The following is a 12,593-nucleotide window of genomic DNA, read 5'->3' as shown; positions in this document are numbered from 1 at the left end:
ATGATTATAGCGCTGATAAGCTGCGCATGGCGAGGAGGGGTACTGTGACCGCAATGTCCCGCAAGGATACCCAGTCCGAGAGCAGGTCTGCACGTATAAGCTTTCCGATCATAGAGCCTAAGGAAGAATTGTCTCTCCTCGGGGACGAGCGGATGTATCCGGACAGTGCCGAAGCCGTGGCGCGCGCCGACGAGCACCGAATGCTGACCGAGATCAAGTCCTCCGTAGACCGCGTATCGCGGCTGCTGCTGGGCGGCGCCGAATTGCGCCAAGTATTGGATGCGATGGAGCAGGCGCTAGGCAATCCGGTCGCCGTCGTCGGTGCCGGCGGCAGAGCCTGGCGGTCTGCCGGCGCAGGGGAGGCGGAGACCGCGCTGGCCGCCGAAGCCGCCGCGTCGCTCGCAGGGCGGGACGACCTCGGCGCGGACGGCGGTTCCTTCGCCGCGATCGGTGCCAAGGAACGGGCGTATATGTGGCGGATGCCGGGAGATCCCGACAGGCCGTATGCGGTCGTGCTGTTCGAACGGTACCGGCCGATCCTGCCGGTCGATGCATTGAGCCTGGGACGGATGTCCGCATTCGTCGGACTGGAGCTGGCCAATATCGAAGCCGTGCGCGAGGTTGAGGACAAATATCTCGAGCTGTTCCTGCAGGATTGGCTGTCGGGCAAGCTTGTGTCCGAGCGGGATTGGAAGCTGCGTGCGGCGGCGTGCGGCTGCGAGCTGTCCATGACCCGGCCGCGCTATGCGGTCGTCGCGAGCTTCGGGGAGAGCGGGCCGGATGCGGGACGGCTCGCGGAGCTCTCCCGGGCGCTGCTCGCGGCACGGCCGAAGCTCGGAGGCGAGCTGCTGGCCGTGCAGCATGAGCGGTCGCTCGTGCTGATCGTGCCGGATGCGGAGGACGCGGACGGCGAGAGCGCGGATGCCGCCCGGACGGCGGCGCTTCGCGGGCTGCTCGGCAAGCTGCGGCCGCTGCTCGGACAGCCGCAGATGCGGCTGTTCGCAGGCAGGCCAGCCGCCGAAGCCGAGCGGCTGCCGGACAGCCTGTCCCAGGCACAGCGGGCGCAGCGGGTGGCGGAGGTGAGCGGCATGTCCGACGGCGTCGTCACCTACGACAAGCTCGGCGTATATGCGCTGCTCTATCTGATTCCCGGCGGGGAGGAGCGGGAGCGGTTTTTGCACAGATATATGGTCCCGCTCGAACGTGCCGACCGCAAGGGAGGCGGGCGGCTGACCGAGACGCTTGAGATGTTTTTCCGGTGCAACGGCAATATCAAGCTGACTTCGGAAAAGCTGTATGCGCATTACAACACGATCGTGTACCGGCTGGACAAAGTGCAGTCGATTCTGGGCGTATCGCTCGACGACCCCGAGGACCGGCTGCAGCTGCAGCTGTCCATCAAACTGCGTCAGCTGCTGGCCGATCGCAGATGAGCGGCGGCGCGCGAATGCGTTCGACCGGACAAAAGCCCCCGGCTCGCTGGCGACAGCGAACCGGAGGCTTTTTCTAACGGTCTGGCGGTACCGCGCCGATCAGTCGATTAGACCCAGCCGGCTCTGAGGATGATGACGAGCAGTACGAACAGCACCAGCGCGAACGCTGCGCCGCCCATGCCGCCGCCGTATCCGCAACCTGCGCCTGCTACTCCGTATCCCATAGTAACAACCTCCCGTTATGAGTTATGTGATGAGCGATCACACAGTCATCATATGCGGATGGCGGGAGGCCGCTTGTGCGTTCGCCCTTCTTTGGCAATCGAGTTTCACTCGAAGTCGACGTCCACGAGCGGCTTGACGCCCGGAATCGCGTTGCGGATGTTGACGATCCGCGTCTCGGCGGTCTCCGGGCCGCCGCAGCCGATCCGCGCATGGGATGCGGCCGTGAGGCCTGTGATAGTCAGCTCTCCGATCTCGATCGGGGCTCCTTCGGAATAGAAGTAAGCCTGCGGACCGGCCGGCTGCGGCGCGACGGGAAGCGGGCGGGCGAAGAGGCTGTAAAAGGAGAAGCGGAATTCGTTGTTGCCGAAGCTGGCGATGCTCCGCTGGACGGCCAATACGCGCGTGAAAAGCTTGGCGCCGTCGCGGTTGTCGCCGAATTGCAGGACGGATCCATTCGACACGGTGTTGACGTACATGCGGCCGACGACGGATGGGCGGCAGCTCATTCCGTATCCTCGTCGCCGGCAAGCTCGGGCAGCGGCGCCAGCGGACCGACGATAACCGACTCGGGCGGCGTATCGAAGTAGGAGTAGAGCGTCATGCTCTGCGTGTCGCCGATCAGCAGAGAGCTCGAACTCGAGACGCCCAGAATACGGATGGAGCCGATCTGGACCGGATTGTTGTAGACGTTCATCTGCTCGAGGACGGCCATGTCAACGCCCCTTTTGGCCGCCGGATTCCGCGGCTCGCCTGTTCACATAGTTTTCGAAGGCGGTGCGAATGTCTTTTTTGACTTTATTCATGATGCCTTGCCTCCAGGCGTTCAGTTCGTCCTCGCCGCCGTTCGCGGGCAGCGGCACGGTGCGGGCGTAATGCTGAATTCTGGCGCCGAGCTGCGCCGTCACGTCGCCCAATACCGCCCGCAGCTCGGCAGGCTGCAGCGACATCCCGTTCTGCGAGGCGATCGCCGACAGATCCGCGGGCGCGTTCGTGTTCATGAAGTCGTTGCCCTGCTGCATGAGCCCGGGGATGAACGGTTCGGCGCCTTCGGAGCCGACGGCCGGCGTCTGCCATGTTCCCGGCACGGGCACGTCGAACGAATCGACGCCGGATTGGGCGTTCGGGCTGAGGCCGATGTTGAGCGTGCCGTCAAGCCGGCTGACCTTGAGCTGGTCGAAGTGATATTCCACATGCACGGGAGGCTTGCGCTGCAGGTCCTCGACACGCGTCTGCATTTGTGCGACCTGGGCCTGCGTCTGCTCTTGTTGCTGCGTCAATGCCGTGATCTGCTGCCGCAGGGCGGCGATCTGCGCCTCGGCCGCCTGAACCTGCGCCGCCAGCGCCGTCAATCGGCTCGTGCAATCGTCGCCCGCCTGTCCGTACGGGTAATGCCACACAGCGTTCAATGGGACTCCTCCTTCCGGGGGGCGGCACCTGGCGGGCGGGAGCCCCGCCGCGGCGGCCGCGTCAAGTAGTCGGATTTGGCAGAGGGACGAACGACAGCGGCGATACGGCATTCGTGATCGCGCCTTCGGTCAGCTCGGCGGCGGGTTCCGTGAAGCCGCCTGTATTGTAGAGCTGGGACAGCGACTGGATGCTCCCGGCGCTGCCGATCTGCAGGACCGAAGAGTTGGATACGGCATCTACACGCAGCTGTCCGATCGTAATTTGCTGATAGATCGTCCAAGCCATCAGAGTATCCCCGAGTTGCCGCCGACCTGTGTTTCTCCCGAGTTATCTATGAGATCCGGATCGTTGGTATTCGTTGAACTGATCGAATTCGTGCGCGGCAGATCGCCTGTGACGAACGAGCCTGCGCCCGCGAACGTCTTGGTCGAGCTGGAGGGAGATACTTGCAGGCAGTCTCCGAACTGGACGACTCCGCTGGAGCCGACGCTCAATATTTTGACGGCGCCTACGATGCTGGGCATAGCGCAACGACTCCTTCAGCGATTTGTCATACCGTATCCTATGAAGGCAGGCGCCCAGAGGTTCCGCAGCCGCCTACTTCGGCGCGCACTCCGCAGACCGGCCCGGCATACGATGCTGTAGACCAACAGCCGGGGCTTTGTTGCGAGAGGGGCGTTGCTATGTCTTTTTTTGACGAAGGCCCGCTGCCGAATTGGAGCGCGATACGCAATCTGATCGGCAAAGACTTGCCGTGGGACCTGATCAAGCAGTGGAATCACAAAGACGATTCGTGGCTGAACGAATATATAAGCAAGCTCGCAGTCGGAACGGGGGGCGGGGGCGGCGCCGGCGAAGGCAAAGCCGAGCGTCCGGGCGCGACGGTGTCCGCGATTCCGCAGATGGAGGCGCGCAAAGAGCCGAAGCGGGTAGTGGCTACGATCAAGCCGCCGCCGGGCATGAACAGGCGCGACATCCGGCTGCATGCGACGGCCGATTGCCTTCGCGTATCGGGACTGCCGGGCGCCGCCACGGCGTCGCTCAAGCTGCCTTGCCTCGTCGTCCCGAGATCGGGCAGGGTGACATGGAAAAACGGAAAGTGGGTTGTCGTCTTCCGCAGAAGGCCGTCGAGACAGGGGGAAGTCGAGCTGTTTGTCGGTGAATGATGTTCAATCCCGTCCGGATTCGCTATAATGCTTTACAGCGGCATTCGCGGGCGGCAGCCCGTGCGGATGCGTCAGAGGATGGGGAGGAAAGCGTTTTGGAGCTGGTGGACGTATCGGAGGTTTCCGCGGGTCTGTTCGTGGTCGGCGTTATTTTTATTTTGTTGGTCGGGGGGTTGCTCAGCATGAGCATACTCCGTTTTTTTCAAGGGAAAAAAGGACAAGGCTGGGGTTATATGGCCGGTTCGGTCGTCTCTCTGATCGCCTTCATCTTCGTGGTGACGCGTTGGTTCGACTGACGCCTGCGGCGATTTGACTTGGATAAGGCGATTGCGGCAAGATAAGGACAGACGACACGGCAAGCGAAGGGGGGCGGATCGGAATGCAACGGATGCTGGTTGCCGCGCTGCGGCTGCCGATCGTCTTCTACAGACGGTTCATCTCGCCGCTGAAGCCGCCGACCTGCCGCTTCGCGCCGACCTGCTCGGCCTATGCGCTGGAGGCGATCGAGGTGCACGGCCCCCTCAAGGGCGCGGGACTGGCCGCGGTGCGGATTTGCAAGTGCCATCCGTTTCACCCCGGCGGGTTCGACCCGGTGCCCCCGCCGGGACGCAAGCGCGCGCAGGGACGTCCGTCCGCTTGACATGGCCCGGACGCTGCGTTATATTTTGGCCAATACAATCGTATACCGATCCGATGAAGCGATGAGTACGAAGACGAGGATCTATCCCAGAGAGCCGGGCACAGCTGCGAGCCGGCATAGATCGCCTTCGGAAGATGGTCATGGAGGATTTGCATTCGAGCGCCGCTGCAGCCGCAGCGCAGCGACGAGGATGCGACGCGCGCTCCGGCGTTAACGGAGAACGGCCGATCCGACGGATCGGTGCGAATGAGCCTTCGTCCGCTTGCCGCGGCCGGGGGGAATTTGGGTGGTACCACGTGAGCGCAGACTCTCGTCCCATGGCGGACGGGAGTCTTTTTGCGCTTCCGTACCACTCTGCGCCATATCGATTACGGGAGCTGACGAGCATGAGCGAAGCTGGCAAAACCTTTTATATCACAACCCCGATCTACTATCCGAGCGACAAGCTGCACATCGGGCACGCCTACACGACCGTCGCGGGCGACGCGATATCCCGGTACAAGCGGCTGCGCGGGTACGAGGTGCGCTACCTGACGGGGACGGACGAGCACGGCCAGAAGATTGAGCGCAAGGCGCAGGATGCGGGCAAGACACCCCAGCAATTCGTCGACGATATCGTCGTGGGCATCAAGGAGCTGTGGAAGAAGCTCGAGATCACCAACGACGACTTCATCCGCACGACAGAGCCGAGGCACGCCAAGGTCGTCGAGGAGATTTTCGAGCGGCTGCTGGCCAAGGGCGACATTTATAAAGGCGAGTACGAGGGCTGGTACAGCATTCCGGACGAGACGTTCTACACGGAGACGCAGCTGGTCGATGTCGTCAAGGATGGCGAAGGGAACATTGTGAGCGGGAAAAGCCCGGACAGCGGGCATCCGGTGGAGCTGGTCAAGGAAGAATCCTACTTTTTCAAAATGAGCAACTATGTGGACCGGCTGCTCGCCCACTACGAGGCGCATCCGGACTTCATCCAGCCGGAGTCGCGCAAGACCGAGATGATCAACAACTTCATCAAGCCGGGGCTTGAGGATCTGGCGGTGTCCCGCACGACGTACAACTGGGGCATACCGGTGCGGTCCGATCCGAAGCATGTCATCTACGTGTGGATCGACGCATTGTGCAACTATATTACGGCGCTCGGCTACGGGACGGACGATCCGTCGCTGTTCGACAAGTTCTGGCCTGCCGACGTGCATCTGATGAGCAAGGAGATCGTGCGCTTCCATACGATCTACTGGCCGATCATGCTGATGGCGCTGGACCTGCCGCTGCCCAAGAAGGTGTTCGCGCACGGCTGGCTGCTCATGAAGGACGGCAAGATGTCCAAGTCCAAGGGCAATGTCGTGGACCCGGTCAAGCTCATCGACCGGTACGGGCTCGATCCCGTCCGCTACTATCTGCTGCGGGAGGTGCCGTTCGGCTCCGACGGCACGTTCACGCCGGAGAACTTCGCGGAGCGGCTGAACTACGATCTGGCCAACGATCTGGGCAACCTGCTGAGCCGCACGGTCGCGATGATCGGCAAGTACTTCGAGGGCGTCGTGCCCGAGGCTGCAGGCAGCACCGCCTTCGACGCCGAGCTGGAGGCCGTGGCGGCAGCGGCCGTGCGCAAGGCGGAGGAAGCGATCGAGGCGATGGAGTTCTCCGTCGCGCTGACGGCGATCTGGACGCTCGTCAGCCGCACGAACAAGTACATCGACGAGACGCAGCCGTGGGTGCTGGCCAAGGACGAGGCGGGCCGCGCCGCGCTCGCATCGGTCATGGCGCATCTCGCGGAGAGCCTGCGGATCGTCTCGATCCTGCTGCAGCCGTTCATGACGCATGCGCCTGCGCGGATCTGGGCCCAGCTCGGCATCGGCGAAGGCGAGGCGACCGCATGGGACAGCCTCGGCGCGTGGAGCGGTCTGGCCGCCGGGGCGCGTGTCGACAAGGGAGAGGCACTCTTCCCGCGGCTGGACCTGGAGAGCGAAGTCGCGTGGATCGTGGACATGATGGGCGGCGGTGCCAAGCCGGCCGCCCAGGGAGAGGCGGACGCGCCTGCCGCGGCGAGCAGCGCCCCTGCCGCCGACGCTGCCGCGCAGACGGCGAAGGCGGACGCCAAGGACGAGATCGGCATCGACGACTTCGCCAGGATCGAGCTTCGCGTCGCACAGGTGACGGCGTGCGAGCCGATCCCGAAGGCCGACAAGCTGCTCAAGCTGCAGCTCGATCTGGGCGGCGAGTCGCGCCAGGTCGTCTCCGGCATCGCCCAATATTACAAGCCCGAGGAGCTGGTCGGCGCCAAGGTGATCTGCGTCGCCAACCTGAAGCCGGTCAAGCTGCGGGGAGAGTGGTCGCACGGCATGATATTGGCGGCCTCCGAAGGCGGCCAGCTGAAGCTCGCGACCGTGCCGGACGGCATGCCAAGCGGCGCGGTCGTCAAATAACGGCCTCCAGAATAAGGCTTCAAAAGAGATTTTCTATTTTGAAAAAACCTGCGAATTTTATAATTCGCGGGTTTTTTATTTCAAATACACTTCATTTTCTGTATGATAGAACTAATATAGCTAAGCAACAAGGAGGAGCAAGTCGTGCACAGCGTCCCGGAGCGAAGGAAAAAAGTATCCATTCGGACCAAGATTCTGTTTGGCAATATTATTGTGATGATATTCTTGGGCCTCGCCATCGTCGCATTGACCATACGAATTGCGTCCATGCAAAAAGAAGTGCAATTCATCAGCACACATGATATCCAGGTTCATGAGTCCGTCGATCAAATTCAGAAGGATCTGCTCGATATGGAGACGGGCATGAGAGGCTTCGTGATCAGCGGAAGCGCAGAATACCTGGCACCTTACGATACAGGCAAGGCCCGCTGGCAGACGGACGTCAATGCTTTGGCCGCACTTGTCATCGACAATCCTGCGCAGCTGCGCAACCTGGACAGCATCAATTCCAATATTCAGGATTGGACGGAGACCGGGGCGGAGAATGCGATCGATTACAAGCGAAGCGGGGATACGGCCAGTCTCGACCGCTTTTTCGAGCAGAAAATCGGAAAGACGAAAACGGATGCGATCAGACAGCAGCTTCAGAGCTTCAAAGACACCGAAATGAGCCTGACCAACCAACGGGTGGAGGATCTCAGGGAAAGAAACGCCTCGCTGATCTTTTTCCTCTATCTGCTCTGGTTGTTCGTGGCGATCATCGCCATCGCCATGGCCTGGTTCGTGTCGGGCTCCGTCATCAAGACGATTCGGATGGTCAGCTCGACGATTCGCCAGATCGCGTTCCAGGACGGGAAGCTTGACCGGCGGATCGAGATCAACACCCGGGACGAGATGATGGAGCTGGGGGATTCGACCAATGCGCTGCTGGATTCGATCGAGCGCCAGAACCTCCGCAAGGATCAGGTCGCCGAGATCGCCACACTGCTCCAGGAGCAGAACGATATCGATTCGGTCGGCCGCACTTTCATGAATCACATGGTTCAGGTTTTCGATATTCCGTACGGGATTTTGTACGTGAGGGATAAGTCGAATCATTTGGTCAAGAACGCCTCTTTTGCGGATTCCGCGGAGAACTTCGGGCGCAAAGAATTCCAGATCGGCGAAGGCTTGATCGGGCAATGCGCGTCCGAAGCCCGTACGATGGTTGTCAATCAGATTCCGGAAGGGTACGTCTATATCCAGTCCGGCATCGGCCAATCCTCGCCGAAGCAGCTCATCCTGCTGCCGGTATGCTTTGAACGCACCGTGGTGGGCGTATTGGAGATCGGGTCGTTCAGTCTGCTCAAGAGAAGCGATATCGAGCTGCTCGAGCAGCTGGCTTCCATGCTCGGCGTCTCCATCCAGTCGGTGAACAGCCGTATGGAGATGGAGCAGCTGTATTCCGAAGCCCAGGCGGCGAACGAGGAGCTGCAGGTTCAATCGGAGGAGCTCAACGCCCAGTCGCTCGAGCTGCTCACGATGAACGACGAGCTCAAGCGCAGCTCCAACTTCAAGAGCGAATTCCTCGCGAACATGTCGCATGAGCTGCGGACGCCGCTCAACAGCATGCTCATTCTGTCGCAGATGCTGGCCGAGAACCGGCATGGCCGCCTGAACGACGACGATATCAGCTATGTCAATACGATTCACGGCGCCGGCAACGACCTGCTTAACTTGATCAACGATATTCTCGATCTGTCCAAGGTCGAGGCAGGCAAGCTGGACATCGAGATGGGCAACGTCATTCTCGCCGATCTGCAGCTCACGATTCAGAGCAGCTTCCAGGAGATCGCGGCCAACAAAAATCTGGGCTTCTCGGTCCATATCGCCCCCGAGACGCCGGCCTGGCTGGAGACGGACGGCTTCCGGCTGCAGCAGATTCTCAAAAATCTGCTGTCCAACGCCTTCAAGTTCACCGAGGCAGGCAGGGTCGATCTGCGAATCAGCGTGCAATCGACCAACGCCTGGGGAGAGCAGGAGATTACGTTTACAGTCGCGGATACGGGCAGAGGCATCGCCAGAGACAAGCTTGGCCTCATTTTCGAAGCCTTCACGCAGGCCGACAGCGGCACCGCCCGCAAGTTCGGAGGCACGGGCCTGGGGCTCACGATCTCCTCGTCGCTCGCCAACATGCTCGGCGGCAGAATCGAGGTGCAGAGCGAAGACGGCAAGGGCAGCGAGTTCACGCTCTACCTGCCGGCGCAGCGCTCGCTCAGCCATCTCGACGAGACGATCGCTGCCAAGCAGCTGGCCACCGGCAACTCGCTGTCGGCGGCGGATCCGGTATCCGTTGCCGCGAGCGAGATGCCGCTCAGCACGGCGAAGCTCAAGGGACGTCATGTGCTGCTCGTCGATGACGACGCCCGCAATCTGTTTGCGCTGTCCCATGTGCTCGAATCGCTCGAGATGTCGTTTACGATTGCGCACGACGGTCTCGAATGTATGGATCGCCTGCGCAGCGGCGACACTTACGACTGTATCCTGATGGATATTATGATGCCGGATATGGATGGGTTCCAGGCAATCCGCGAGATCCGGCATACGCTGCAGCTGAGCACGCCGATCATTGCAGTGACGGCCAAGGCGATGAAGGAAGACCGGGACAAATGTCTGGAGGCCGGCGCGAACGCTTATATCAGCAAGCCGGTTCAGGTCCAGCAGCTCATATCGATCATGGTTGCCCAGATGAAAGTCGAAGCATAATGCGGTGGGGCCGGTTAGCCGGCCCCCTTTTCTTGCGAGGTGAAAGTGATGAGTCAGCTGAATATCGGAATTGCTTTTGCCGGCGGATTGGCCTCTTTTATTTCCCCGTGCTGCTTGCCCTTGTATCCCTCATACTTATCCTACATAACCGGTATTTCCGTCAGCAGGCTGAAGACCGAGACGAGCAAAGATATTCGCGCAAAAACGATGGCCCATACTTTCTTTTTCATATTGGGCTTTTCTGCCGTCTTCTTTACGCTTAGTTATACGGCCAACACTTTTGCGTATACGTTCCGGGAATATCAGGAGCTTATCCGGCAAATATCGGCTGTTCTGATTGTCCTCATGGGCTTGTTCCTGCTCGGCATTTTCCAGCCCCAGCTGCTGCTCAAGGAGCGCAAGATGAACGTCGGCTGGCGACCGGCCGGGTATGTCGGCTCGTTTATATTCGGCATCGGCTTCTCGGCCGGCTGGTCGCCGTGCGTCGGACCGATTCTGACCGCGATTTTGGCGCTCGCGGCGAGCGAGCCGGGCACTTGGGCGGGCATGACGGCCGCCTATTCGCTGGGCTTTGGCGTGCCGTTTTTCGTGCTCGCATTTTTCATCGGTTCAGCCCGCTGGATATTGAAGTATTCCAGCATGCTCATGAAGGTCGGAGGCGCGCTGATGATTGTGATGGGCATCCTGCTGTTCACCGACCGGATGACCGAGATCACGATCTGGCTTAACCGGATTACGCCGGATTGGCTGCTTTTCTAGCGTCGCAGTCCGTTCGCCTCGTTCGCCTCAGGTGAAGTATTCGATTCGCGCTTCGGGAAAAGCTTCGAAGATCCGCTCCGACAAAAACATGCGCAGCGCCTCGGCCTGCTCGTCCGGGTATACGTACTTGTTTTGACCCCAGCGGCCCCATTTCTTTTTGCGCTTTTCCTCGTCCATCTCGAGCTTCGTTTTCGGATACCGTTTCTCGATGATGGTTTTGGCCGTTTTTGTGAACCGGTGCTGGATCAGCTCGAACGTCAGGTCGCGGCCGGCTTCCGGCGGCAGTTCGGCGGCGAGCCTCGTCAGCAGCTCGGCATAGCCGTCCTGCCAACCGTCGAACCAGATGATCGGCGCAATGATGAAGCCGAGGGGGTATCCGGCTACGGCGATCTTGCCGGCCGCCTCGATGCGCTCCGCGAATCTGGAGGTGGAGGGCTCGAAGTTGCGGATGACATAATCTGCATTGACGCTGAACCGGATCCGCGTATGGCCGCCATGGGCGATACCGAGCAGCGAATCGACGTGATGGAACTTCGTCACGAACCGCAGCCGGCCGAGCGGCTGCCTCGCCATGAAGGCGATCGTCTCGGCGAGCGAGCCGGTGATATGCTCAAGTCCGAGCGGATCGGACGTACAGGCCGCCTCGAAGCGCGTGATCTCGGGACTTCGCGCCTCAATATAGCCTTGGGCAGCAGCGAGAATGTCGTCGACGTTGACATACACTCTAATATAAGGCTTGGCTCCCAGCGTCGTTTGCAGGTAGCAATAGTGGCAATGCCCCATGCAGCCGGTCGCCAGCGGGATGGCGTACTCTGCGGAGGGCTTCGACGTATCGAACTTCAGCGTCTTGCGAAGTCCGACGACAAGCGTGCGCTTGGCGATCTTGTACTGCTCCGTCTCGCTATTGCCGGGCAGGTCGGTGATCCGGTTGTGCGAGGTCGTCATGCGATGGGGAATGCCCTCGCGTATCGCCCATGCTTCGATCCGCCGGCCCATCGGATAGTTCAATGCATCCGGTTCGAAGTAGACAAGCTCTGGAACGAACAGTTTGGTCGCGCGGTCTTGCCGCGGTCTCTCCGTCAGGTTCGGGCTCATGATGCGACGCCTCCTTTCAGATGATATTATGCTTCGCCGCCGCTTGCCGGACTCCGCTAACTTATGGATATCGCGCTCCTGCCGGACGAACCTTGGCTTGCCCTCGTCCAGCGTGCGTTGTATGATACTAAGGTGTTATTAACCGTCGGGAAAGGGGACAGTTCGGTGCCGACGCCCAGTATGGAAGATTATCTCGAACGCATCTACCGACTGATCGACGAGAAGGGATACGCCCGCGTATCCGACATCGCCGAAGGTCTGGAGGTGCACCCCTCGTCCGTGACCAAGATGATTCAGAAGCTGGACAAGGATCAATATTTGATTTATGAAAAGTACCGGGGACTGATCCTCACGAGCAAAGGCAAAAAAATCGGCAAACGGCTCGTGGACCGCCATCGTCTGCTGGAATCGTTCCTGAGCGTCATCGGCGTACAGCATGAAAATATTTATCGGGATGTCGAAGGCATCGAGCATCATCTGAGCTGGGACTCGATTACTTGCATCGAGACGCTGGTCGAATATTTCAATCGGGACGATACGCGCCGGCAGGAGCTGCTGCGCATTCGCGACGAGTTGGATACGGAATTATAAGGTGAGCAGGGGACGCGCGCAGCGTTCCCTTTTGTTTGCCGGTGCACGATCGTCGCAGCCGTCTGTGCCGCTGTAGTGCCGCGACATCGTCATGCACAAGCGGTCC

At 60.5% G+C, this 12,593-nt stretch carries 15 protein-coding genes; 8 read left to right on the top strand and 7 right to left on the bottom strand.

Annotated elements, in window-relative coordinates:
* Positions 1-53 precede the first annotated feature (53 nt).
* The gene (locus tag VQ071_RS10610; protein ID WP_340513988.1) at positions 54-1,433 is read left to right on the top strand and encodes a PucR family transcriptional regulator; all 1,380 of its coding nucleotides are present in this window, start codon (positions 54-56) and stop codon (positions 1,431-1,433) included.
* 107 nt (positions 1,434-1,540) lie between these two features.
* Here VQ071_RS10610 and VQ071_RS10605 read toward each other — a convergent pair whose 3' ends face one another.
* The 6 genes from VQ071_RS10605 to VQ071_RS10580 all read right to left on the bottom strand — a co-directional run bounded on the left by VQ071_RS10605 (position 1,541) and on the right by VQ071_RS10580 (position 3,589).
* Positions 1,541-1,657, bottom strand: coding sequence for a sporulation protein YjcZ (locus VQ071_RS10605; protein WP_340513952.1), 117 nt, complete (start codon positions 1,655-1,657; stop codon positions 1,541-1,543).
* 105 nt (positions 1,658-1,762) lie between these two features.
* On the bottom strand, positions 1,763-2,164 hold the full coding sequence (locus VQ071_RS10600; RefSeq protein ID WP_340513951.1) for a spore germination protein GerPE: 402 nt from the start codon (positions 2,162-2,164) through the stop codon (positions 1,763-1,765).
* On the bottom strand, positions 2,161-2,370 hold the full coding sequence (locus tag VQ071_RS10595) for a spore gernimation protein GerPD (RefSeq protein WP_340513950.1): 210 nt from the start codon (positions 2,368-2,370) through the stop codon (positions 2,161-2,163). Before VQ071_RS10595 ends, VQ071_RS10600 begins: the two co-directional genes overlap by 4 nt.
* A 1-nt stretch (position 2,371) precedes the next feature.
* Positions 2,372-3,055 (bottom strand): spore germination protein GerPC, encoded by a 684-nt coding sequence (gene gerPC, locus VQ071_RS10590; RefSeq protein WP_340513987.1) that lies wholly within the window; start codon positions 3,053-3,055, stop codon positions 2,372-2,374.
* Positions 3,056-3,125: 70 nt separating this feature from the next.
* Positions 3,126-3,350 carry a spore germination protein GerPB gene (locus tag VQ071_RS10585; RefSeq protein ID WP_340513949.1) on the bottom strand — a complete coding sequence of 75 codons (225 nt, stop codon included), beginning with the start codon at positions 3,348-3,350 and terminating at the stop codon, positions 3,126-3,128.
* Positions 3,350-3,589: a spore germination protein gene (locus tag VQ071_RS10580; protein WP_340513948.1), complete on the bottom strand. Its 240-nt coding sequence runs from the start codon at positions 3,587-3,589 to the stop codon at positions 3,350-3,352. Before VQ071_RS10580 ends, VQ071_RS10585 begins: the two co-directional genes overlap by 1 nt.
* 159 nt (positions 3,590-3,748) lie before the next feature.
* Between VQ071_RS10580 and VQ071_RS10575 the strand changes: the two genes are divergently transcribed.
* From VQ071_RS10575 to VQ071_RS10550, 6 genes are all read left to right on the top strand, one after another.
* Positions 3,749-4,231: a hypothetical protein gene (locus VQ071_RS10575; RefSeq protein WP_340513947.1), complete on the top strand. Its 483-nt coding sequence runs from the start codon at positions 3,749-3,751 to the stop codon at positions 4,229-4,231.
* A 104-nt stretch (positions 4,232-4,335) separates the two neighbouring features.
* Positions 4,336-4,527 carry a hypothetical protein gene (locus tag VQ071_RS10570; RefSeq protein WP_340513986.1) on the top strand — a complete coding sequence of 64 codons (192 nt, stop codon included), beginning with the start codon at positions 4,336-4,338 and terminating at the stop codon, positions 4,525-4,527.
* 83 nt (positions 4,528-4,610) lie between these two features.
* Positions 4,611-4,871 (top strand): membrane protein insertion efficiency factor YidD, encoded by a 261-nt coding sequence (yidD, locus tag VQ071_RS10565; protein WP_340513946.1) that lies wholly within the window; start codon positions 4,611-4,613, stop codon positions 4,869-4,871.
* A gap of 386 nt (positions 4,872-5,257) precedes the next feature.
* On the top strand, positions 5,258-7,297 hold the full coding sequence (metG, locus tag VQ071_RS10560; protein ID WP_340513945.1) for a methionine--tRNA ligase: 2,040 nt from the start codon (positions 5,258-5,260) through the stop codon (positions 7,295-7,297).
* A 144-nt stretch (positions 7,298-7,441) separates the two neighbouring features.
* Entirely contained in the window at positions 7,442-10,042 is a 2,601-nt protein-coding gene (locus tag VQ071_RS10555) for a CHASE3 domain-containing protein (RefSeq protein WP_340513944.1), read from the top strand.
* A gap of 48 nt (positions 10,043-10,090) precedes the next feature.
* A complete protein-coding gene (locus VQ071_RS10550; protein WP_340513943.1) occupies positions 10,091-10,801 on the top strand; it encodes a cytochrome c biogenesis CcdA family protein in 711 nt (236 codons plus the stop codon).
* Between the two features lie 27 nt (positions 10,802-10,828).
* Here the strand turns inward: VQ071_RS10550 and splB are convergent, their stop codons facing one another.
* Positions 10,829-11,896: a spore photoproduct lyase gene (gene splB / locus VQ071_RS10545; RefSeq protein WP_340513942.1), complete on the bottom strand. Its 1,068-nt coding sequence runs from the start codon at positions 11,894-11,896 to the stop codon at positions 10,829-10,831.
* A 165-nt stretch (positions 11,897-12,061) separates the two neighbouring features.
* Here splB and mntR point away from each other — a divergent pair, with 165 nt between their 5' ends.
* Positions 12,062-12,487: a transcriptional regulator MntR gene (gene mntR / locus VQ071_RS10540; RefSeq protein ID WP_340513941.1), complete on the top strand. Its 426-nt coding sequence runs from the start codon at positions 12,062-12,064 to the stop codon at positions 12,485-12,487.
* Positions 12,488-12,593: the final 106 nt, after the last annotated feature.

It is taken from the genome of Cohnella sp. 56 (genome assembly GCF_037963805.1).
Taxonomy (GTDB): domain Bacteria; phylum Bacillota; class Bacilli; order Paenibacillales; family Paenibacillaceae; genus Cohnella.
The sequence above is the reverse complement of the archived record's forward strand: the minus strand, read 5'-3'. Positions and strand labels throughout refer to the sequence as shown.

Excerpts from the sequence above, each read along its gene's own strand:
- VQ071_RS10600 (WP_340513951.1), bottom strand. The coding sequence starts at position 2,164 with ATGAGCTGCCGCCCATCCGTCGTCGGCCGCATGTACGTCAACACCGTG.
- splB (WP_340513942.1), bottom strand. The coding sequence starts at position 11,896 with ATGAGCCCGAACCTGACGGAGAGACCGCGGCAAGACCGCGCGACCAAA.
- VQ071_RS10550 (WP_340513943.1), top strand. The coding sequence starts at position 10,091 with ATGAGTCAGCTGAATATCGGAATTGCTTTTGCCGGCGGATTGGCCTCT.
- VQ071_RS10610 (WP_340513988.1), top strand. The coding sequence starts at position 54 with ATGTCCCGCAAGGATACCCAGTCCGAGAGCAGGTCTGCACGTATAAGC.
- metG (WP_340513945.1), top strand. The coding sequence starts at position 5,258 with ATGAGCGAAGCTGGCAAAACCTTTTATATCACAACCCCGATCTACTAT.
- VQ071_RS10605 (WP_340513952.1), bottom strand. The coding sequence starts at position 1,657 with ATGGGATACGGAGTAGCAGGCGCAGGTTGCGGATACGGCGGCGGCATG.
- VQ071_RS10575 (WP_340513947.1), top strand. The coding sequence starts at position 3,749 with ATGTCTTTTTTTGACGAAGGCCCGCTGCCGAATTGGAGCGCGATACGC.
- VQ071_RS10595 (WP_340513950.1), bottom strand. The coding sequence starts at position 2,370 with ATGGCCGTCCTCGAGCAGATGAACGTCTACAACAATCCGGTCCAGATC.
- VQ071_RS10580 (WP_340513948.1), bottom strand. The coding sequence starts at position 3,589 with ATGCCCAGCATCGTAGGCGCCGTCAAAATATTGAGCGTCGGCTCCAGC.
- yidD (WP_340513946.1), top strand. The coding sequence starts at position 4,611 with ATGCAACGGATGCTGGTTGCCGCGCTGCGGCTGCCGATCGTCTTCTAC.
- VQ071_RS10585 (WP_340513949.1), bottom strand. The coding sequence starts at position 3,350 with ATGGCTTGGACGATCTATCAGCAAATTACGATCGGACAGCTGCGTGTA.